The organism is Propioniciclava sp. MC1683 (genome assembly GCF_014164675.1).
GTDB lineage: Bacteria > Actinomycetota > Actinomycetes > Propionibacteriales > Propionibacteriaceae > Propioniciclava.
In genome coordinates this window covers 41,407-62,132 of sequence record NZ_JACJFX010000018.1, presented here as the reverse complement: position 1 = coordinate 62,132, position 20,726 = coordinate 41,407, and the positions used below count along the sequence as shown (strand labels likewise).

23 protein-coding genes are annotated in these 20,726 nt (G+C 71.5%); 14 read left to right on the top strand and 9 right to left on the bottom strand.

Features of this window, described 5'->3' with window-relative positions; genetic code table 11:
• The coding region (locus H5397_RS11550; RefSeq protein WP_182814264.1) for a transposase at window positions 1-224 on the top strand (224 nt) is incomplete at its 5' end.
• On the opposite strand, the gene H5397_RS11545 is transcribed toward H5397_RS11550, so the two are convergent.
• Window positions 221-634 (bottom strand): Rieske (2Fe-2S) protein, encoded by a 414-nt coding sequence (locus H5397_RS11545; RefSeq protein ID WP_182817575.1) that lies wholly within the window; start codon window positions 632-634, stop codon window positions 221-223. The two genes, H5397_RS11550 and H5397_RS11545, sit on opposite strands and share 4 nt — an antisense overlap.
• 50 nt (window positions 635-684) lie before the next feature.
• Here H5397_RS11545 and uvrC point away from each other — a divergent pair, with 50 nt between their 5' ends.
• The 11 genes from uvrC (at window position 685) to H5397_RS11490 (ending at window position 10,744) form a co-directional block, all read left to right on the top strand.
• Window positions 685-2,643 carry an excinuclease ABC subunit UvrC gene (gene uvrC / locus H5397_RS11540; protein WP_182817574.1) on the top strand — a complete coding sequence of 653 codons (1,959 nt, stop codon included), beginning with the start codon at window positions 685-687 and terminating at the stop codon, window positions 2,641-2,643.
• 7 nt (window positions 2,644-2,650) lie between these two features.
• On the top strand, window positions 2,651-3,514 hold the full coding sequence (gene rapZ, locus H5397_RS11535; RefSeq protein ID WP_182817572.1) for an RNase adapter RapZ: 864 nt from the start codon (window positions 2,651-2,653) through the stop codon (window positions 3,512-3,514).
• Complete coding sequence (yvcK, locus tag H5397_RS11530; protein WP_182817571.1) at window positions 3,511-4,464, top strand: uridine diphosphate-N-acetylglucosamine-binding protein YvcK; 954 nt, start codon at window positions 3,511-3,513, stop codon at window positions 4,462-4,464. Before rapZ ends, yvcK begins: the two co-directional genes overlap by 4 nt.
• Before the next feature lie 10 nt (window positions 4,465-4,474).
• Window positions 4,475-5,458 (top strand): DNA-binding protein WhiA, encoded by a 984-nt coding sequence (gene whiA / locus H5397_RS11525; protein ID WP_182817569.1) that lies wholly within the window; start codon window positions 4,475-4,477, stop codon window positions 5,456-5,458.
• Window positions 5,459-5,605: 147 nt separating this feature from the next.
• Complete coding sequence (gene gap, locus H5397_RS11520; RefSeq protein ID WP_182817568.1) at window positions 5,606-6,610, top strand: type I glyceraldehyde-3-phosphate dehydrogenase; 1,005 nt, start codon at window positions 5,606-5,608, stop codon at window positions 6,608-6,610.
• 39 nt (window positions 6,611-6,649) lie between these two features.
• Window positions 6,650-7,852, top strand: a complete 1,203-nt coding sequence (locus H5397_RS11515; RefSeq protein ID WP_182817566.1) for a phosphoglycerate kinase — start codon at window positions 6,650-6,652, stop codon at window positions 7,850-7,852.
• A gap of 27 nt (window positions 7,853-7,879) precedes the next feature.
• Window positions 7,880-8,641: a triose-phosphate isomerase gene (gene tpiA / locus H5397_RS11510; RefSeq protein WP_220492217.1), complete on the top strand. Its 762-nt coding sequence runs from the start codon at window positions 7,880-7,882 to the stop codon at window positions 8,639-8,641.
• A 140-nt stretch (window positions 8,642-8,781) separates the two neighbouring features.
• Window positions 8,782-9,042 carry a preprotein translocase subunit SecG gene (gene secG / locus H5397_RS11505; protein WP_182817580.1) on the top strand — a complete coding sequence of 87 codons (261 nt, stop codon included), beginning with the start codon at window positions 8,782-8,784 and terminating at the stop codon, window positions 9,040-9,042.
• Between the two features lie 50 nt (window positions 9,043-9,092).
• Window positions 9,093-9,449, top strand: a complete 357-nt coding sequence (locus H5397_RS11500; protein WP_182817563.1) for an RNA polymerase-binding protein RbpA — start codon at window positions 9,093-9,095, stop codon at window positions 9,447-9,449.
• Window positions 9,450-9,567: 118 nt separating this feature from the next.
• A complete protein-coding gene (locus H5397_RS11495; protein ID WP_182817562.1) occupies window positions 9,568-10,401 on the top strand; it encodes a hypothetical protein in 834 nt (277 codons plus the stop codon).
• On the top strand, window positions 10,388-10,744 hold the full coding sequence (locus H5397_RS11490; protein ID WP_182817561.1) for a GntR family transcriptional regulator: 357 nt from the start codon (window positions 10,388-10,390) through the stop codon (window positions 10,742-10,744). Before H5397_RS11495 ends, H5397_RS11490 begins: the two co-directional genes overlap by 14 nt.
• Before the next feature lie 51 nt (window positions 10,745-10,795).
• Here the strand turns inward: H5397_RS11490 and pgl are convergent, their stop codons facing one another.
• The 4 genes from pgl to tal all read right to left on the bottom strand — a co-directional run bounded on the left by pgl (window position 10,796) and on the right by tal (window position 15,166).
• Window positions 10,796-11,524, bottom strand: a complete 729-nt coding sequence (gene pgl / locus H5397_RS11485; RefSeq protein ID WP_309224352.1) for a 6-phosphogluconolactonase — start codon at window positions 11,522-11,524, stop codon at window positions 10,796-10,798.
• 1 nt (window position 11,525) lies between these two features.
• Window positions 11,526-12,443: a glucose-6-phosphate dehydrogenase assembly protein OpcA gene (locus H5397_RS11480; RefSeq protein WP_182817560.1), complete on the bottom strand. Its 918-nt coding sequence runs from the start codon at window positions 12,441-12,443 to the stop codon at window positions 11,526-11,528.
• Window positions 12,444-12,458: 15 nt separating this feature from the next.
• Window positions 12,459-13,994: a glucose-6-phosphate dehydrogenase gene (gene zwf / locus H5397_RS11475; protein WP_182817559.1), complete on the bottom strand. Its 1,536-nt coding sequence runs from the start codon at window positions 13,992-13,994 to the stop codon at window positions 12,459-12,461.
• A gap of 65 nt (window positions 13,995-14,059) precedes the next feature.
• Window positions 14,060-15,166 carry a transaldolase gene (gene tal, locus H5397_RS11470; RefSeq protein WP_182817557.1) on the bottom strand — a complete coding sequence of 369 codons (1,107 nt, stop codon included), beginning with the start codon at window positions 15,164-15,166 and terminating at the stop codon, window positions 14,060-14,062.
• 188 nt (window positions 15,167-15,354) lie between these two features.
• Here tal and H5397_RS11465 point away from each other — a divergent pair, with 188 nt between their 5' ends.
• A complete protein-coding gene (locus tag H5397_RS11465) occupies window positions 15,355-16,293 on the top strand; it encodes a heme o synthase (RefSeq protein ID WP_182817556.1) in 939 nt (312 codons plus the stop codon).
• Between the two features lie 7 nt (window positions 16,294-16,300).
• On the opposite strand, the gene H5397_RS11460 is transcribed toward H5397_RS11465, so the two are convergent.
• The gene (locus H5397_RS11460) at window positions 16,301-17,767 is read right to left on the bottom strand and encodes a MauE/DoxX family redox-associated membrane protein (RefSeq protein ID WP_182817555.1); all 1,467 of its coding nucleotides are present in this window, start codon (window positions 17,765-17,767) and stop codon (window positions 16,301-16,303) included.
• Window positions 17,768-17,776: 9 nt separating this feature from the next.
• Here H5397_RS11460 and H5397_RS11455 point away from each other — a divergent pair, with 9 nt between their 5' ends.
• Window positions 17,777-18,361, top strand: coding sequence for an alkaline phosphatase PhoX (locus H5397_RS11455; protein WP_309224351.1), 585 nt, complete (start codon window positions 17,777-17,779; stop codon window positions 18,359-18,361).
• On the opposite strand, the gene H5397_RS11450 is transcribed toward H5397_RS11455, so the two are convergent.
• From H5397_RS11450 to H5397_RS11440, 3 genes are read right to left on the bottom strand one after another with little or no spacing between them, the layout of a single operon-like run.
• Window positions 18,334-19,269, bottom strand: a complete 936-nt coding sequence (locus tag H5397_RS11450; protein WP_131167014.1) for a heme A synthase — start codon at window positions 19,267-19,269, stop codon at window positions 18,334-18,336. The genes H5397_RS11455 and H5397_RS11450 overlap by 28 nt on opposite strands.
• Window positions 19,257-20,021 carry an ABC transporter permease gene (locus H5397_RS11445; protein ID WP_182817551.1) on the bottom strand — a complete coding sequence of 255 codons (765 nt, stop codon included), beginning with the start codon at window positions 20,019-20,021 and terminating at the stop codon, window positions 19,257-19,259. Before H5397_RS11445 ends, H5397_RS11450 begins: the two co-directional genes overlap by 13 nt.
• Complete coding sequence (locus tag H5397_RS11440) at window positions 20,018-20,725, bottom strand: ABC transporter ATP-binding protein (protein WP_182817550.1); 708 nt, start codon at window positions 20,723-20,725, stop codon at window positions 20,018-20,020. Before H5397_RS11440 ends, H5397_RS11445 begins: the two co-directional genes overlap by 4 nt.
• Between the last annotated feature and the right edge of the window lies 1 nt (window position 20,726).

The following is a 20,726-nucleotide window of genomic DNA, read 5'->3' as shown; positions in this document are numbered from 1 at the left end:
AGATCGCCCGTCGCAAGGCCAAGGGCAGCCGCGGCGGTCGCCCACCTGCCTTCGATCCCACCATCTACAAGGGCAGGAACGTGGTGGAACGCTTCTTCAACCGGATCAAGGAGTTCCGCGCCATCGCCACCCGCTACGACAAACTCGCTCGCAACTACCGCGCCGGCCTCGTCCTGGCCAGCACCATCATCTGCCTACGAGACCAGTTACGCGACACGCCCTAGGCGGTGATCTTCACCTGGTCGCCGTCGAGCTCGGCCTTGGCGGCCTTCAGCGGCTTGGTGGCCGGGCCGTTGGTGACCGAGCCGTCGGCGATCGAGAACTTCGCACCGTGGCACTTGCAGTGGATGTCGGTGCCCTGGATGTCGCTGACGGGGCAGCCCTGGTGGGTGCACATCTTGTTGAAGGCCTTGAACTCGCCCTCGGTCGGCTGGGTCACGACGAAGTTGGCCTCGTCGAGGATCACGCCGCCCCCGACGGGGATGCGGCTGGCCGGGATCGAGAGGGTGTTGCCGGCCGGCGGGGCGCCGGGGGAGGTGCGCGTGGGGGCGGAGCAGCCGGCGAGGGCGCCGGTGCCCACCGCGAGCGCAGCCAGACCGGCCTGGGACAGCAACGTACGACGGTCGGGTGTCATGCCCGAACCCTACCGAGCCTGTGTCGGCGCCGCCGCCTAAGCTGACCGCCATGGCTGACCCGGCGTCCTACCGCCCGGCGCCGGGCACGATCCCCACCCAGCCCGGCGTCTACCGTTTCAGCGACCCCGCGGGCACGGTCATCTACGTCGGCAAGGCCAAGAACCTGCGCCAGCGGCTGAACTCGTACTTCGCCGACCCCCACTCGCTGCACTTCCGCACCCAGACGATGGTGCGTACGGCCGCCAAGGTGGAGTGGACCGTGGTGCAGAACGAGCTGGAGTCCCTGCAACTCGAGTACACGTGGATCAAGCAGTTCGACCCGCGGTTCAACATCAAGTACCGCGACGACAAGTCCTACCCGTGGGTGTGCGTGACGTGGGGCGACGAGTTCCCGCGCGTGTTCGTGGGCCGCGGCGCCAAGCGCAAGGGCAACCGCTACTACGGGCCCTACGCGCAGGCGTGGGCGATCCGCGAGACGATCGACTCCCTGCTGCGCGTCTTCCCGATGCGTTCGTGCACCAACGGCGTGTTCCGCAACGCGAAGGCGTCCGGGCGCCCCTGCCTGCTCGCCCACATCGGCAAGTGCTCCGCCCCCTGCGTGGACTGGATCGACGCCGACGCCCACCGCGAGTTCGTCGCCGACGTGTGCGACTTCCTCGCCGGCAACACCAACCACCTCACCCGTCGCATCCGGCAGGCCATGCAGCAGGCCTCCGACGAGCTCGAGTTCGAGCGGGCCGCGGTGCTGCGCGACCAGCTGGCCGCCCTCACCTCCGCCACCGAGCGCAACGCGATCGTGCTGGGTGACGCGACCGACGCCGACGTGATCGCCCTGGCCGCCGACGAGCTCGAGGTCGCGATCCAGGTCTTCCACGTCCGCCACGGGCGCGTGCGCGGCGAGCGGGGCTGGGTGGCCGACCGCGCCGACGACTCCACGCTGGAGGAGCTGGTCGAGAACTTCTGCCTCCAGCTGTACGCCGACCCCGACCTGGCCGGCATCTCGGGCGGCATCCCCCGCGAGGTGCTGGTGCCGGTGAAGCCTGCCTCCGGCAAGGCCCTCGCCGACCTGCTCAGCGACGTCCGGGGCAGCCGTGTCACCGTGAACGTGCCGCAGCGCGGCGACAAGCGCGTCCTCATGGACACCGTCGCCCGCAACGCCGGCGAGGCGCTGGCCCTGCACAAGACCAAGCGGGCCTCCGACCTCTCCACCCGCAACCGCGCTCTGGAGGAGCTGCAGGACGCCCTCGGCCTCGATGCCCCGCCCCTGCGCATCGAGTGCTACGACATCTCCCACCTGCAGGGCACCGAGGTCGTCGGGTCGATGGTCGTGTTCGAGGACGGGCTGGCCCGCAAGTCGGAGTACCGCCGGTTCATCATCCGCACGGTCGAGGGCTCCGACGACGTCGGCAGCATCCACGAGGTCATCACCCGCCGCTTCCGCCGCTACCTGGAGGACCAGGAGTCGCTGACGGGGGAGGACGCCGTCCTCGTCGACGCCACCACCGGCGTCGCCCGCCGCTTCGCCTACAAGCCGAGCCTCGTGGTCGTCGACGGCGGTGCGCCTCAGGTCGCCGCCGCCAAGGCGGCCATGGACGCCCTCGGGATCACCGACGTGCCCCTCATCGGCCTGGCCAAGCGTCTGGAGGAGGTGTGGCTGCCCGGCGAGGAGTTCCCGCTGATCCTGCCGCGGGCGTCCGAGGGCCTGTACTTGTTGCAGCGCGCCCGCGACGAGGCGCACCGCTTCGCCATCGCGCATCACCGCGGTCGGCGCAGCAAGTCGATGGTCGACTCGCTGCTCGACGGGGTCCCCGGGCTGGGGGAGCTGCGCCGCAAGGCGCTCGTGAAGCACTTCGGCAGCCTCAAGAAGCTTCGGGAGGCCGAGGTGGGCGACATCGCGCTCGTGCCGGGCATCGGCGCCAAGACCGCGGCCGCGGTCAAGGCGGCGCTGGCCGCCCAGGAGCCGGGTGAGGCCATCAACACCGCCACGGGCGAGGTCCACCCGACATAATGGCCCCATGAGCGCTCGTTCGACCCGGTTCGTCGCCGTCACCGGCCTGTCGGGGGCGGGTCGCCGCACCGCGGCCCACGTCCTGGAGGACCTGGGCTGGTACGTCGTCGACAACCTGCCGCCCACGCTGCTGCCCGACCTGCTGCAGACCGTGCGCGAGGCCGGCTTCGACAAGCTGGCCGTCGTCCTCGACGTCCGCACCCGCTCGGAGTTCGACGAGATCCCGCGCGCCTTCGAGCAGCTCAACACCATGGGCATCTGGCCGCAGATCCTGTTCCTTGAGGCGTCCGACCAGGTGATCGTGCGCCGCCAGGAGCACGTGCGCCGGCCGCACCCGCTGCAGGGCGATGGCCCGCTGCTTGACGGCGTGGCCCGCGAGCGCGAGATGCTGGCGGCCCTGCGCGCGGCCGCCGACATGGTGATCGACACCTCCAACCTCAACGTGCACCAGCTCTCCAGCCGGGTGGCGCACGCCTTCAACACCTCCGACGACCGCGAGCTGCGGCTGACCCTGATGTCGTTCGGGTTCAAGAACGGCGTGCCCATCGACGCCGACTACGTGCTCGACGTCCGCTTCCTGCCCAACCCGCACTGGGTGCCCGAGCTGCGCCCGCAGACCGGCCTGTCGAAGCCGGTGTCGGGCTACGTCCTCGGCCACGACGCCGCGCAGGAGTGGCTCGGCCACGTGCAGGCCATGCTGACGACGGTGATGCCCGGCTACGAGCGCGAGGGCAAGCGCCTGGCGACCGTCGCGATCGGGTGCACGGGCGGCAAGCACCGCTCCACGTCCATGGCCGAGGAGCTGGCCGAGCGCCTGCGCCGGACCGGCCTCGGCGTCCACGTCGTGCACCGCGACCTGGGCCTGGAATGACCCCCACGCTCGACCGGGGGCCCGCCGTCGTCGCGCTCGGCGGCGGCCATGGCCTCGCTGCCTCGCTGCGCGCCCTGCGCCGCGTCACCAGCGACCTCACCGCGGTGGTGACGGTCGCCGACGACGGCGGCTCGTCCGGACGCCTCCGGGCCCAGTTCGACATCCTCCCGCCCGGCGACCTGCGGATGGCGCTGGCCGCCCTGTGCGGCGACGACCGCGAGGGCCGGCAGTGGGCAGACGTGCTGCAGTCCCGGTTCGGCGGCGACGGCCCCCTCGCCGGGCACGCCATCGGCAACCTGCTCATCGCCGGCATCTGGGAGCGCCTGGGCGACCCCGTCTCGGGCCTCGACATGGTCGGCAAGCTGCTCGGCGTGCAGGGGCGGGTGCTCCCCATGGCCGCGGTGCCCCTGGACATCGAGGCCGACGTCATCGGCGTCGACCCGCTCCACCCCGACGAGGTGACCCGCGTGCGCGGCCAGGCCCGCGTCGCCAAGTGCCCCGGCGTGGTGCGGCAGGTGCGCCTGCTCCCCGACGCGCCCTCCGCCTGCACCGAGACGGTCGAGGCGATCCGGGCCGCCGACCACATCGTCCTCGGGCCCGGGTCGTGGTTCACCTCGGTGCTGGTGCACCTGCTCGTGCCCGAGGTGGCCGACGCGATACTGACGACGGACGCCAAGCGCATCCTGACCATGAACCTCGTCCCCGCCGACGAGACGGCGGGGTTTTCGGCGTCCGCGCACCTGGAGGTGCTCGCGGAGCACGCCCCGACCCTGCGCCTGGACACGATCGTGTGCGACCCGACCTACGCCGAGGGTGACCCGCACCTCGCGAACTACGCCGCCTCGCTGGGCGCCGAGCTCATCGTCACGCCCGTGCGGGCGTCCGACGGCAGCCCGCGCCACGACGTGAACCGCCTGGCCTCGGTGTATGCCGACTTGATGGCCCATTAGGCTGGCCCGCATGGCATTGACGGCTGAGGTGAAGGCAGAACTTGCGAACGTCCCGGTGACCAAGCCGGCCGTCCGCAAGGCGGAGGTCGCGGCGTTGCTGCGCTTCGCCGGCAGCCTGCACCTGGCCGGCGGCAAGATCATGGTCGAGGTCGACCTCGACACCGGCGCCGCCGCCCGCCGCCTGCGCACCGCGATCGCCGACCTGTTCGGCTTCACCTGCGAGTTCGTGGTTGTCACGCCCAGCGGCCTGCGCCGCGGCAACCGATACGTCGTGCGCCTGTTGCGCAACGGCGACTCGCTGGCCCGGCAGACAGGCCTCATCGACTCCCGTGGACGCCCCGTGCGCGGCCTGCCCGCCGCCGTGGTCTCCGGCGGTCTGGATGTCGCGACCGCCGTCTGGCGCGGCGCGTTCCTGGCCCATGGCTCGCTCACCGAGCCCGGCCGCTCGATGTCGATGGAGGTCACCTGCCCCGGCTCCGAGGCCGCGCTGGCCCTCGTCGGGGCGGCCCGCCGCCTCGGCATCCAGGCCAAGGCACGCGAGGTGCGCGGCGTCGACCGCGTCGTCATCCGCGACGGGGACGCCATCTCGGCCATGCTCACCCGCCTGGGCGCCCACGAGACCCTCCTGAAGTGGGAGGACCGCCGGATGCGCCGCGAGATCAAGGCCTCGGCGAACCGCCTGGCGAACTTCGACGACGCGAACCTGCGCCGCTCCGCGCAGGCGGCCGTGGCCGCTGGGGCACGGGTCGAGCGAGCGCTGGAGATCCTGGGCGACGAGGTGCCTGACCACCTCAAGGACGCCGGCATGCTGCGCCTGGCGCACAAGCAGGCCAGCCTCGAGGAGCTCGGCCAGCTGCACCAGCCCCCGCTGACCAAGGACGCGATCGCCGGGCGGATCCGCCGCTTGCTCTCGACCGCCGACAAGCGTGCGGCCGAGCTGGGCATCCCCGGCACCGAGGCGTCCCTCACGCCCGAGATGCTCGACCGCGACTGACCACTACCACAGGTAGTTCAAGCGCGCACGCGAGGGTTGCCAACGGTCCGCTCAGGTCGGCCCGGCGCGGGATTTTTGGGTAGGGTGGACTCGTCCAGTTCTCGTCCCCACGAGTGGGCGAGATTCCTTTCGAAGGAGACCCAGTACATGACTGTCAAGGTTGGCATCAACGGCTTCGGCCGGATTGGTCGCAACTACTACCGCGCGCTGGTCGAGTCCGGCGCCGACGTCGAGGTTGTGGCCATCAACGACCTCACCGACAACAAGACCCTCGCCCACCTGCTGAAGTACGACTCGATCCTGGGCCGCTTCGAGGGTGAGGTCACCTACGACGACGACTCCATCACCGCCAACGGCAAGGACATCAAGGCCTTCGCCGAGAAGGACCCGGCCAACCTCCCCTGGGGCGAGCTCGGCGTCGACATCGTCATCGAGTCCACCGGCTTCTTCACCGACGCCACCAAGGCCAAGGCGCACATCGACGCCGGCGCCAAGAAGGTCCTGATCTCCGCCCCGGCGAAGAACGAGGACATCACCATCGTCATGGGCGTCAACGACGGCCTGTACGACGGCTCGCAGACGATCATCTCCAACGCGTCCTGCACCACGAACTGCCTCGCCCCGATGGCCAAGGCGCTCAACGACGGCCTCGGCATCGTCAAGGGCCTCATGACCACGATCCACGCCTACACGCAGGACCAGAACCTGCAGGACGGCCCCCACAAGGACCTGCGTCGCGCCCGCGCCGCGGCCCTGAACATGGTCCCGACCACGACCGGCGCCGCCAAGGCCGTCGCGCTCGTGCTGCCCGAGCTCAAGGGCAAGCTGGACGGCTACGCCATGCGCGTGCCGACCCCGACCGGTTCCGCCACCGACCTCACCTTCGAGGCCGCCCGCGAGACCACCGTCGAGGAGGTCAACGAGATCATCAAGAAGGCTGCCGCCGAGGGCCCGCTCAAGGGCGTTCTGGTCTACACCGAGGACCCGATCGTGTCCAAGGACATCGAGACCGACCCGGCCGCCTCGATCTTCGACGCCGGCCTCACCAAGGTCATCGGCAACCAGGTCAAGGTCGTCTCCTGGTACGACAACGAGTGGGGCTACTCCAACCAGCTGGTCAAGCTGACCGAGCTCGTCGCGTCCAAGCTCTGATCGTCCGCAACCCAACCGCATCCTGAAAGGCGAACCCAGGTGAAGTCCATCAACGATCTCGGGGATCTCAAGGGCAAGCGCGTCCTGATCCGCTGCGATTTCAATGTCCCGCTGGACGGCGAGACCATCACCGACGACGGCCGCATCAAGGCGGCCCTCCCGACGCTGAAGCAGCTGACGGAGGCCGGTGCCAAGGTCGTGATCATGGCCCACCTGGGTCGCCCGAAGGGTGAGGTGAACCCGAAGTACTCGCTCGCCCCGGCCGCCAAGCGGCTGGGTGAGCTGATCGACGCCGAGGTCACCCTGGCCGGCGACGTGGTGGGCGACTCCGCCAAGTCCGCCGTCGCCGGGATGGCCGAGGGCTCGATCGTCATGCTCGAGAACGTCCGCTACGAGCCGGCCGAGGAGTCGAAGGTGGACGCCGAGCGCGAGGCACTCGCCGCCAAGTACGCCGAGTTCGGTGACGTCTTCGTCTCCGACGGTTTCGGCGTCGTGCACCGCAAGCAGGCCTCGGTCTACGACGTGGCCAAGATGCTGCCGAACGCGGCCGGCCACCTCGTCGCAAAGGAGGTCGAGGTCCTCAAGAAGCTGACCGAGACCCCCGAGCGCCCCTACGTCGTCGTCCTCGGCGGCGCCAAGGTCGCCGACAAGCTCTCGGTCATCGACAACCTGCTCAAGGTCGCCGACACCCTGATCATCGGTGGCGGCATGGGCTACACCTTCCTCAAGGCCAAGGGCTACGAGGTCGGCACGTCCCTGCTGGACGCCGAGAAGGTCGAGACCGTCGACGGCTACATGAAGGACGCCGAGGCCGCCGGCAAGCAGCTGCTCGTGCCGACCGACGCCGTCGTGTCCCCGAGCTTCCCCTCCGGTGACGGGCCGTTCGAGAAGTCGGTGGTCGCGGCCGACGGCATCCCGGCCGACCAGATGGGCCTCGACATCGGCCCCGAGACCGCCAAGGCGTACGCCGACGCGATCAAGGGCGCGAAGACCGTGTTCTGGAACGGCCCGATGGGCGTGTTCGAGGTCGAGGACTTCTCCGCCGGCACCAAGGCCGTCGCCCAGGCGCTGGCCGACACCGACGCCTTCACGGTCGTCGGTGGTGGCGACTCCGCCGCGGCCGTCCGCGTCCTCGGGTTCCCCGACGACGCCTTCGGCCACATCTCCACCGGTGGCGGCGCCTCGCTGGAGTACCTGGAGGGCAAGACGCTCCCGGGCCTCGACGTCCTCGAAGGGAACTGATCACCCGTGACGAACCGTGTCCCGCTCATGGCGGGCAACTGGAAGATGAACCTCAACCACGTCGAGGCGGCTGGCGTCGTCCAGAAGCTGGCGTGGTCGCTCAAGGATGCCAAGTACGAGGCCGAGCAGGCCGAGGCGGCGGTGATCGTCCCGTTCACCGACATCCGCACGGTCCAGACGCTGGTGGAGGGCGACAAGCTGCCCCTCGCCTACGGCGCGCAGGACGTCTCGGTGCACGCTTCCGGTGCCTACACCGGTGAGATCTCGGCCGACATGCTGGCCAAGCTCAAGTGCGCCTACGTGGTCGTCGGGCACTCCGAGCGCCGCGACTACCACGCCGAGAGCGACGAGCTCATCAATGAGAAGGCCAAGGTCGTCCTCGCGGCCGGCATGACCCCGATCATCTGCGTGGGGGAGAAGCTCGACGTCCGCAAGGCCGGCGAGCAGGTCCCCTTCGTCCTGGCCCAGGTCGACAAGGTCCTCGCGGACCTGACGGCCGAGCAGGTCGGCTCCCTCGTCATCGCCTACGAGCCCGTGTGGGCCATCGGCACCGGCGAGGTCGCCACCCCCGAGGACGCGCAGGAGGTCTGCGGCGCGATCCGCGGCCGCGTGGCCGAGCTCGTCGGTCAGGAGGCGGCCGACAAGGTCCGCATCCAGTACGGCGGTTCGGTCAAGTCGGGCAACATCGTCGACATCATGGCCCAGGCCGACGTCGACGGTGCCCTCGTCGGGGGCGCCTCGCTCGACCCGGAGGAGTTCGCCAAGATCGTGCTGTTCTACCAGCGCTGATCCCGCTTTTCCAGGAGCGCGCGTCGGGTCCGTCCCGGCGCGCGTTCCGCGTTCTCGGGGGCCGGGGGCTCCACGGGGCAGGCCGGGTCAGAGCCACGGCAAAGGTGGGTTAGAATCGTCCGGTGACTGTTCTGCCCCTGATGACCTGGCCCATCCTGACCGTGTCGATCCTGCTGGCCATCACGAGCCTGGCCCTGTCGATGTTCGTGCTGCTGCACAAGAACCGCGGTGGCGGAATGTCCGACCTGTTCGGCGGCGGCATGTCGTCGACGATGGGGGGCAGCTCGGTCGCCGAGCGGAACCTCGACCGGCTGACGATCATCGTGGGCCTGGTGTGGCTGGCCTGCATCCTGCTGCTGCTGGCGCTGTACCGCTGGTTCCGCGACGTCGGCACGATCTGAGCGCCGCCCGGCATCCCTACACCTTCTGAGTCCTGAGGAGAAACAACAAAGTGGTCGGTGGTAGCGCGATCCGTGGCAGCCGCGTCGGTGCGGGTCCCATGGGCGAGGCGGAGCGTGGCGATTCCGCCCCCCGCACGTACGTTTCGTTCTTCTGCAGCAACGGGCACGAGACGCGTCCTGCCTTCGCCGCGGACGCCGTGCTGCCGGAGGAGTGGGACTGCCCCCGCTGCGGCCTGCCGGCGAACCTGGACTCCGAGAACCCGCCGCCCCCGCCGAAGATCACGCCCTACAAGACCCACCTGGCCTACGTGAAGGAGCGCCGCTCCGACGCCGAGGCCGAGGCGATCCTCGCCGAGGCCCTCGCGGGCCTGCGCGCCCGCCGCGCCGCGGGCGAGGTCATCTACTGATCCTCACGTGACGTCCGGCGACCGCCCTGCGGTCGCCGGATGTTTGTCGTCCGGACGCCTTGCGCACTCGTTGTGTATTGGTACAGTTGGTACAAAGACTGATACACGAAGGAGACTCATGGACATCGGCCTGTTCATCTTCGGCCTCGTCCAGGCGGGCGTGGCCTTCCTGCTCGCCAACGGGCGGGCCCTGCTGCCCGAGGAGACGCTGCGGGAGCGGTTCGTCCGCAACGGCATCTTCAAGGCCCTGGGCACCCCCGACGCCGACGCGCCCGAGGGGTTCGTCCGCCGCCTGCGCGACCGCGAGGGGCGGGCGAGCGTGGTCAGCGCGCTCGCGATGCTGCCGGGGTTGACGACGTTGGGTGCGCTGCCCAACCCGTCCGCTGCGTTGCCGATCCTGGTCAGCCTGGCATTCGCCGGCCGCCTGCTCGCCCTCGCCGTCATTGGCGCACGCGAGGCGTCCGCCGCCGCCGACGGCCCACGCGTCTCCAGGGGCCGCGTCGTCACGCTGGCCGACCACGTGCCGGCCTGGGCCATCGGCGTCATCGTGGCCCTCCAGGTCGCGTTCGTCGTGGCCGCCGCCTGGCTGGTCACGGGCCCGGGATGGCACCCGTGGGCCCTGTTCGCCAGCCTCGTGCTCACCGCGGCCTGCGTGGCGGGGGCCGCTTGGCTCGCCCGCCAGCCCCAGCGCGCTGAGGACGCCACCGAGCTCGCCTGGTCGGACTCGGTGCGCCGCGAGGACGTCGTGGCCCTGCTCACACTCGGGCCCATCGCCACGATGGTGCTGGGGTCGCTGCTGCTGGGTGGCGACACGGCGCAGGGGCCGGTGGGCATCCTTGTCTGGGCCAACTTCGTCGTGGTGATGGTCGCGGTGCTGGTGGTCGAGACCGCCTCCCGTCGGCGCGCGACGGCACGCCTCGGGGCAGGGGAGGTCTCCGGTGCTCGTCGTTGACCCCTCGCTGGCCACCCCGCCGTTCGAGCAGATCAAGCAGCAGATCGTCGCCGCCCGCGAGTCGGGGGAGTTCCCGGCCAACCATCGCCTCCCACCCGTGCGTCACCTCGCCCTGGAGCTGGGGATCGCGCCCAACACCGTGGCCCGTGCGTACCGGGAGCTCGAGGCGTCCGGGGTGATCGTGACGCGCGGCCGCGCGGGCAGCTTCGTGACCGGCACGGTCGAGTCCGCCGAGAAGGCTGGCGCCGCGGCCGCGCGCGACTACGTCGCTGTCATCGAGCGGCTGGGGCTCACGGCGTCCGATGCGGTGCGGTTGGTGCGCGAGGCGGTCGGGCAGGCCTGAAACCCAAGCCCTGGGCGCGGAAAATCCAAGCCCTCGGCGAATCCGCCGTGGTCAGAAGGTGCACTCGTGGTACGGGATGCCGGCGCCGGCGGCGCGGTCGACCAGCCACAGGGTGCGCTCCCGGCCGCGGACGACGCCGCCCGGCAGCTCCGGGTCACCGCGGTAGGCGCGGCCCACCGCGTCCGCCTTCTCGGCCCCGGCGACGAGGAACCACACCTCGCGGCTGCGGCTGAGGGTCGGCACCGTCAGGCTGATCCGGGACGACGGCGGCTTGGGGGAGTCGTTCACCCCGATCACGGTGTGCGTGGTCTCGGCGAACGACGGGTGGCCGGGGAAGATCGAGGCCACGTGGCCGTCCTCGCCCAGACCCAGCAGGCAGATGTCGAAGGTGGTGTCTCCGAGCTCCTTGGCGTAGGTGAGCGCGGACGCGTCGGCGTCGGCGATGCCGTCGGCCGCCGCCATGGAGTGCGTGCGCGCCGAGGTGAGCGGCAGCGTCCGCGCGAGGATCGCGAGGGTGTGGCCCGCGTTGCGGTCGGAGTCCTCGGTGGGCACGAACCGCTCGTCGCCCCACCACAGCTCGATCCGGGTGGGGTCGAGGTCCGAGCCCTCGACGAGGTCGGCGAAGGCGTCGTAGATCCGGTTCGCGATCCGGCCACCGGTCAGGCACAGGTGCACGGGGGCGTCGGTCTGGGACTGCAGCTCGACCAGACGCGCCATCAGCCGCTCGGCCACGCCTTCGGTGAGGTCGGCGCCGGTGGCCCACCGCTCCACGGTCTGCACGTCAGCCCTGCCCGTTGTGCCGGTGCACGTTCGAGGCCAGGCAGGCCATCGACTGCTGGAAGACGTGGTCGGTGTCGAGGCGACGCAGCTCCTCGGTGATCAGCGCGCTGATCTCCCGGCGGCGCAGCGCGACCGAGCGCGGTGGCGTCCGGGGGCCGGTGAAGGTCGCCATCTTGCCGTCCCCGCGGGCCAGGACGATGTCCCCGTCCTCGGTGGCCAGCCGTACTGCCGTGATGCCGGGCCCTCCGCTGGAGACGAAGTCGGCGTCCAGCCCCAGGCGCGAGCCGAGCCACGCCGCCAGCAGCAGGCCGGCCGCGTTGTTGGCCGCGGCCTCCACCGTCGCGCCCGTGACCGGGGCCTGGTGGGTGTCAAGGGCGGCCGCGAGCAGGGCGCGCCACGGGGTCAGCCGCGTCCAGGTGAGGTCGGTGTCGCCGGGGGCGAGCCCCTCCGCGCGCGCGAGCAGACGGGCCAGCGGGTCGGCCGAGCCCATGGCGTCGGTGATGCGCCGCTTGGCGAGCGAGCCCAGGGCGTCCTCGGACACCGGCTCGGGCGCCTCACCGGGCCACCATGCGATGACGGGGGAGTCGGGCAGGAGCAGCGGCAGCAGCGTGGACGACTTGTGGTCGGCCAGCTCGCCGTGGAACTTGAGGGCGATGATCTCGCCCGGCACCTCGTCGCCGATGTGCAGTTCGGCGTCCAGCCGGTCGGCGCGCGCCGAGCCGTCGGTCGTGACGATGATGCGCGAGGGGTGCTCACGCCCGGCCTCGACGCACGCGTCGAAGACATTGTCGTACTCGCTGGCCGGGGTGTCGACCAGCAGGGTGAAGACCATGCCGGACGCCGCGCCGACGCTCTGGCGTGCGGACATGATCGCGTTCTGGATGGCTTGGGCCGTGGTGTCCTTCAGCGTGGTGATCATGGGTGATTCCTCTCGTCAGGGCCGGCGCCAGGTGAAGCCGTCGCGCTCCAGCATCGTGCGGCCGGAGGGCGGGCCCCACGTGCCGGCGGCGTAGCCCTCGGGCTGGTGTTCCTTGTCGGCCCAGTAGTCGAGGATCGGGTCCAGGATCTTCCAGGACAGCTCGACCTCGGTGTGCTGGGGGAACAGCGGCGGGTCCCCGAGCAGCACGTCGAGGATCAGGCGCTCGTACGCCTCGGGGCTCGACTCGGCGAAGCTCGTGCCGTAGTTGAAGTCCATGGTGACGTCGCGGATCTCCATCTGCGTCGCCGGGACCTTGGCGCCGAACCGCATCGTGATGCCCTCGTTGGGCTGGATGCGCAGCACGAGCGCGTTGGCGCCGAGCTGCTCGGTGTCGGCCAGGTGGAACGGCAGGTGCGGGGCCGGGCGCAGCATGAGGGCGATCTCGGTGACCCGGCGCGGCATGCGCTTGGCGGCCCGCAGGTAGAACGGACGCCCCGCCCAGCGGCGGTTGTCGATGTCGACCCGGAACGCGGCGTAGGTCTCGGTCTGGGAGTCGGGGGCGATGCCCTCCTCCTCCAGGTAGCCGCGGACCCGCTGGCCGCCCGCCCAGCCGGCCGTGTACTGGCCGCGCGCGGTGTGGCTCTTCAGGTTGCGGGGCGCGCGGGCGGCGGCGAGCACCTTCTCCTTCTCGGCGCGCAGCTGGCCCGCCTCGAAGGACGCCGGCTCCTCCATGGCGACCAGGGCCAGGAGCTGGAGCAGGTGGTTCTGGATCACGTCGCGCGCCGCGCCGATGCCGTCGTAGTAGCCCGCTCGCCCACCGATGCCGATGTCCTCGGCCATCGTGATCTGCACGTGGCTGACGTAGTTGCGGTTCCACAGCGGCTCGAACAGCTGGTTGGCGAAGCGCAGCGCCAACATGTTCTGCACCGTCTCCTTGCCCAGGTAGTGGTCGATGCGGAAGACGGAGTCGGAGCTGAAGACGCTGGAGACCTTCTCCTCGAGCTCGCGGGCGCTGGCCAGGTCGTGGCCGAACGGCTTCTCGATGACGACGCGGTTCCACGGGGTGGTGCGGCTCTTGTCGACCAGGCCGTGGCGACGCAGCTGCTCGATCACCTGGTCGAACCCGTCCGGCGGGATCGACAGGTAGAACGCGTGGTTGCCCTCGGTGCCCTGGGTCTCGTCGACCTCGCGGAGGGTCTCCTTCAGCTGCTCGAAGCCCTCGTCGCTGTCGAAGCCGCCGGTGACGAACCGGATGCCCTCGGCCAGCTGGCGCCAGACCTCGGCCCGGAACGGCGTCCGCGCGCGCTCCTTGACCGACTCGAGGACGTAGTCGGTGAACTGTTCGTCGTCCCAGTCCCGTCGCCCGTAGCCGACCAGGCTGAACCCCGGGGGCAGCAGGCCGCGGTTGGCGAGGTCGTAGACGGCGGGCAACAGCTTCTTCTGCGCGAGATCGCCGGTCACCCCGAACATGACCAGGGCACACGGCCCGGCCACACGGGGCAACCGGCGATCGGTCGCGTCGCGCAGGGGATTGACGTAGGTGTCGGTCACGCGCCGATCCTAGCTGTCACCCTCGTCCGTGGACGGGGGTCCCCCTTTGTTGCCTCGGCGGGATGTCACTCCTTGGCGGCGCCGAGGGCCTCGGTCACGGCGGTGACGAGCTCGCTGTCCCACGAGACGATGAACTTGTCGACGCCCTCCTCCTCGAGCACCTTGAAGACGTCGGCCAGGTCCACGCCCACGCCCTCGATGGCCTCGAGCACCTTCGCGCCGTCGGCGCCGGTGCCCTCCATGGGGGCCCCGACCTCACCGTGGTCGGCGAAGGCGAGCAGCGTCTTCTCGGGCATGGTGTTGACGACGCCCTGGGCGGTCAGGTCGGACACGTACAGGGTGTCGGGGTAGTCGGCGTTCTTCGTGCCGGTGGAGGCCCACAGCGGGCGCTGCTTGTTGGCGCCCTTGGCCTCGAGCTTGGCGAAGCGCTCCGAGGAGAAGACCTCGTCGAACGCGGCGAGGGCCACCTGGCCGTTGGCGATGGCGGCCTTGCCCTTGAGCGCCTTGGCCTCGTCGGTGCCGATCTCGTCGAGGCGCTTGTCGATCTCGGTGTCGACGCGGCTGATGAAGAAGGACGCGACCGAGTGGATCTTGGACAGGTCCTTGCCGGCGGCTTCGGCCTGCTCCAGGCCCGCGAGGTAGGCGTCCATGACCGCGCGGTAGCGGTCCTCGGAGAAGATCAGCGTGACGTTGACGGAGATGCCGCGGCCGAGGGTCTCGGTGATCGCGGGCAGGCCCTCGAGGGTCGCGGGGATCTTGATCAGCACGTTCTCGCGGTCGACCAGGTCGTACAGCTCCTGCGCCTCGTCGATCGTGGCCTGGGTGTCGTAGGCCAGCCCGGGGGCGACCTCGATCGACACGCGGCCGTCGTAACCGCCGGTGGCGTCGTAGATGCCGCGGAACAGGTCGCAGGCGTCCTGCACGTCCTTGGCCCACAGCTGCTTGATCGCGGTGGGGACCTCGGTGCCGGCGGGCAGGGCCTCGATGTCGGCGCGGTACTGGTCGCCACCGGTCAGGGCCGCGGCGAAGATGGTCGGGTTCGTGGTGACGCCGGTGACCGACATGTCATCGATGAGGCTCTGGAGGTTTCCGCTCTGCAGACGGGTGCGCGAGAGGTCGTCGAGCCAGATCGACACGCCGGAGTCGGCGAGCGCCTTCATGCGGGGATTCATGGGTTCTCCTGTTGGGTGCGTCGGGAGGCGTCGCGGGACGCCCACGCCCTCGACTGTACTGGCGTCACCGCGGGTGGGGGCGGGCAAACGGTGGAAAGGCCATGGGTTGCCTTGGCGTAGAGTGACCCCCATTGCGCCTGCCCACGGGGCCGGCGTCCCCTCGCCCGCAACCCTGTCGGAGGCCCGCCATGCACCCAGCCCGGACGGAGGCGCCCGCGCCCGCCGCCGCCCAGCCCGGTGTCATGGGCAGGGTCCAGGCCTACGTCGGCCTGACCAAGCCCCGCATCATCGAGTTGTTGCTGGTCACGACGTTCCCCGCCATGTTCCTGGCGGCCGGCGGGTTCCCCCCGCTGGGCCTGGCCGTGATCACCTTCGTGGGCGGCACGCTTTCGGCCGCGTCGGCGAACGTGTTCAACTCGGTGCTGGACGCCGACATCGACGAGCAGATGCGCCGCACGCGCCGCCGCCCGATGGTGCGCGAGCAGGTGTCCAAGCGGGCCGCCTACACGTTCGGTGTCGTGCTCGGCATCATCTCCACGCTCATGCTGGGCTTGGGCGCCAACTGGCTGGCCGCGGCCCTGTCGGTGACGGCGATCCTCTACTACGTGTTCATCTACACCGTGTGGCTCAAGCGCCGCACGGCCCAGAACATCGTGTGGGGCGGCGTCGCCGGCTGCTTCCCGCCGCTCATCGGCTGGACGGCCGTGACCGGCTCGGTCGCGTGGCCGCCGATCATCCTCTTCCTCATCGTCTTCTTCTGGACGCCCCCGCACACGTGGGCGCTCGGCCTGCGCTACCGCGAGGACTACGCCTCGGTGGACGTGCCGATGCTCCCCGTCGTCAAGGACGCCCCGCACGTGGCGTGGCAGATCCTCGCCTACTCGGTCCTCACCGTGGTCACGTCGCTGGCGCTGTGGCCGGTCGCGGGCACCACGCTGATGTACCCGATCGTCGCTGGGATCGCCGGCGCGTGGCTGGTCTGGGAGTCGGTCGCGCTGCTCAACCGCGCCCGCGCCGGGATGCGCGACGCCGCGCTCAAGCCGATGCGGCTGTTCCACTGGTCGAACAGCTACCTCGCGATCGTGTTCATCGCGGCGGCGGTCGACCCGCTGTTGCCCTGGGGCTGAGCGGGCCTCAGCCCGCCGCCTCGCCGAGCTGCTCGGCGATGTCGGCGACGAACTGCTCGATCTCCGCGACGCCGTGCACCGGCCCGCCCGCCAGCAGGCCGTCGGCACCGAGCAGGACCGCGACCGGGCTGCCGGACAGCTCCAGCGCCTTCTGCGCCAGTCCGGCGTGGTCGTAGGCGACAGCCCCGTCGGGGCGGATCTCCTCGGGCAGCGACTCCGGCTTCAGCGAGCTGAGCAGGCGCACCTCGAGCTGGGGCAGGGTCTGCGCCCAGCGGTTCACGGACGCCGCGGCCTCCCGTGAGGTGCCGCACAGGCAGTTGATGCTGACCAGCAGGGCCGCCGTGCGCGCGGTGAGCTCGTGCAGCGTCTTCGGCTCGCCGTCGGCGTCGATCACCGCGGCGGTGGGGATGGGGGTGCGCTCGTAGGCGAACTCGTCGTCGTCGAGGTCCTCGACCGCGGGTTCGGGCTCCGGCTCGGCGACCGGTTCGGGCGCGGGGGCCGGTTCCGGCGTGGCCGGGGCCTGTGGCTGGGGTCCGGCCGAGGCGATCAGCGCGCGCACCTCGCCCTCGCCGACGGCCGGGTCGGCCAGCAGCGTGCCGCTGCGGTCGACGAGCACGGCGGTGGGCGTCCACTCGACGAGGGTCTGGGAGACGTTGCCGTGGGGGTCGAGCAGGCCGTCGGTGCGCACGGCGGGCGCCCAGGTCTCGGGGTCGCCGGCGTACGTGTCGGCCAGGACGGGGCGGATGGCGACCTCGGGGTTCTCGGCGCGCAGGGTGTCGAGGTCCTCGAGCACCCGGACGCAGGAGCCGCAGCCGAGGCTGACGAACAGGAGCACGGTGCGCTCGTTGGGCAGGTCACCGGTGTGGACCGGCGTGCGCGTGGTGGCGTCCAGCAGGGTGAACCACGGCAGGCGCGAGCCCTTGGTCGGGCGCCCGGCGGCGGTGGGGGCGTCGGCGGGGCCGTGCCCGAGCACCAGCAGGGCCACGGCGCCGGTGAGGGCGGCCATGGCCAGCCAGCCGAGCGTCGGGCCCGTGGCCTCGACCAGGGTCGCGGGGACCGAGACGTGCAGCAGCGCAGCCACCGTCGCGAGGCTCGCCGTCGCGACCAGCACGGCGTTGCGCACCAACGTGCGCCGGGTGACCCCCTGCTCGCCGAGCTTGCCGAAGCAGTTGCAGGACACCTTCTCGGGGAAGCCGAGGGCCCGCGCGATCACGGCCAGGTAGCCGAAGAACAGCAGCAGCGTCGCGACCGTCGCCAGCAGCAGGACCCAGCCGACCCCGACCAGGAGCAGGACCCCGAGCGCGAGCTCACCCCACGGCAGCAGCGCCGGGGCGGGGGAGTCCGCGAGCCGGCGCGGGAGCCTCAGCGCGACGAAGGCGTCGCGCGTGGCCTGGGGCTCGCGCAGCTTGGCCACGCCGCTGACGAGCAGCACGGCGGCGCACAGCACGAGGGGGGTCACGAGAAAGGGGAGCACCCGACCATTGTGGCAGGCCCCCACCCGAAGGCCCGTTCGGCTACGGCCCACGCCGTGCACGGCCACGTCATGGAGATGTCCGAGGCGGGCCAGGACCCGGCCGCCACCACCTTCGGCTGGAACATCCTCCTGCTGTGCGGCGACCCCAACGACCCCAGCACCTACTTCGCGGGTGCCGACCGGTCCAAGGTCTCGCCGATCTCGTGCCCCGACAACGTCACGTTCGACGAGCACGGCAACCTGTGGATCTCCACCGACGGCAACCAGCTGGGCGCGCACGACGGCCTGTACGCCGTGCCGCTGGCCGGGGAGCACCGGGGCGAGGTGCGCCAGTTCCTCTCGGTACCGACCGGCGCCGAGACCTGTGGCCCGTGGGTCACGGAGGAGCGGGTGAACATCTGCGTGCAGCACCCGGGCGAGACGAACGGCTCGACGTTCGAGGACCCGTCCTCGCACTGGCCCGACGGTGGTGACTCGCTGCCGCGTCCGTCGGTGGTGACGATCTGGCAGCAGGGCAAGTCGGCGGCCAACCAGCGTGGGCCGAAGGCCCCCGCCGGCCCGCGCGGTCAGCGGATCCCGGACCCCAAGGCCTGATCCCGCTCCGACGGCCCGGTCGCCCGCGTGGCGGCCGGGCCGTCGGCGTACGCGGTGCTGTACCAGGCGTGGCCCAGGGCCACGACGAACAGCGTGGTGCCGATCATGTGGCCCAGGACGAGGACGATCGGCAGGTGGGTGAAGTACTGCACGTACCCGACGACGCCCTGGAACAGCTCGGTGGCCAGCACGGCCAGCCAGATGGTGCGCAGGCGGGCGTCGCCCCAGGCCAGCACGAGCGCCAGGACGGTCAGCGCCACGAGGGCCCACACCGCCCAGGCGTGGATCTTGGAGGTCCACTCGGGGTCGAAGCCGTTGCGGGTGGCCGCGCCGTCGCCGGCGTGCGGGCCCGAGCCGGTCACGACGACGCCGAGCGCGACCACGACCATGCCCAGCAGGAAGATGAGCCGGGTGAGGGCGTACAGGGTGCCGGAGGCGACGACCGGGGCGATGTCGTGGGCCAGGTGGACCATGCGCAGGCAGATCAGGATCAGGGCCACGGACGCCACCATGTGCAGGCCGACCACCCACGGGTCGAGCTGGGTGAGCACCGACACGCCGCCGATCACGGCCTGCGCAATGATGCCCAGGCCCACGCCGATCGACAGCTCGAACAGGCGCAGCGGGGCGGTGCCGCGGCGGAAGGCCCGCCAGGCGGCGATGGCGGTGGCCAGGGCGATGGCGGCCAGCACGAAGGTGAGGAGCCGGTTGCCGAACTCGATGGCGCCGTGCAGGCCCTGCTCGGGGGTCGGCACGTAGCTGCCGGGCTCGCACTGCGGCCAGGTCGGGCAGCCGAGGCCGGACTTGGTGAGGCGCACCAGCGCGCCGGTCCAGATGATCACCATGTTCGCCACGAGGTTGGCGATGGTGAGCCGGCGCAGCGTGCGGCTGGAGGTCAGGAGGTCCATCGGAAGGCCTTTCGCGCGACGAGCAGGGCGAGGGCCGCCCACGCGGCCAGGATGAGCAGGGGGAGGGGGTCCGCGGCGCCGACCGAGGCGAGCCGCAGCGTCTCGCCGAGGGCGCCGAACGGGGTGAGCCGCAGCGGCCACTGGGCCCAGTCGGGGTAGGCGGCGACCGGCAGGACCAGCGCGCCGCCCGCGGCGACGACGAGGTAGACCAGGTTGGCGACGGCCAGGGTCGCCTCGGCGCGCAGCCGCCCCGCGAGGGCGAGGGCGAACCCGGCGAACGCGACGAGCGCGAGCAGGGAGGCGACGACGGCGATGACCGCGCTGGGCAGGTGCAGGACGGGGCGCCAGCCGAGCGCGAACGCGACGGCGGCGATGATGAGGACCTGGAGGGCGGCGATGCCCGCGGTGGCGAGTGCCTTGCCGGCGATGAGGTCACCGCGGGTGAGGGGGGTGGCGACCAGGCGCTCGAGCACGCCGTAGCGCCGCTCGAAGGCGGTGTTGATCGCGAGCGAGGTGAACGACGTCGACCACAGCGCGAGCGCGAGCACCGACGCCGGCAGCAGGGCGGGGTCGAGGCCGACGCGCTCCCCGACGAGGACCCCGGCCACGAGCAGGCCGATCGGGATCACCAGCGCCAGCAGCAGCTGCTCGCCGTTGCGCAGCAGCAGTGACGCCTCGGTGCGGGCGTGGCCGACGATGCGCCGGGCCCTCGGCGCGGACGCCGGGGAGGGGGAGAGGTCGAGCGCGGTCATGCCTGCGCCCCCGTGTGTCGGAGGAAGACGTCCTCGAGGGACTCGGTGGCGGTCAGCTCGGCCACGGTGCCGTCGATCGCGATCCGGCCGGCGTCCATGATCCACACGTGGTCGGCCAGCTGGGCGGCCTCGTCCATCGCGTGGGTGGTGAGCAGGACGCCGACGCCCGCGTCGGCGAGCTGCCGGACCAGGCCCCACGTGCGCCGGCGGGCGTGGGGGTCCATGCCGGCGGTGGGCTCGTCGAGGAGGACGAACTCGGGGCGCCCGACCAGTGCCCCGGCGAGGTTGACCGCCTGCTGCTGGCCGCCGGACAGCCGCCGGTAGGGCGTCCTGGCGAACGAGGTGATCCCGAGGGCCTCGGCGAGGGCGTCCACGTCGTGCGGGTGGGCGTACAGGCCGGCCAAGTAGCGCAGCAGCTCCAGCGGGCGGATGCCCGACCACGCGCCGGTGGCCTGGGGCATCAGGCCGAGGCGGGCGAGGGCGTCCGGGTGGCCGGCCGGGCGGCCGAGCACCTGCGCGGTGCCGCCGTCGACCGGCACGAGGCCGGTGAGCACGCGGATCGTGGTGGTCTTGCCGGCACCGTTGGGGCCGAGCAGCGCCGTGATCGCGCCCGGGACCGCGGTGAACGTCAGCCCGTCCAGCACGCGGCGCCCGCCGAGGGTGACCTCGACCCCGTCGAGGGCGAGTGCAGCGGCGGCGGGCATG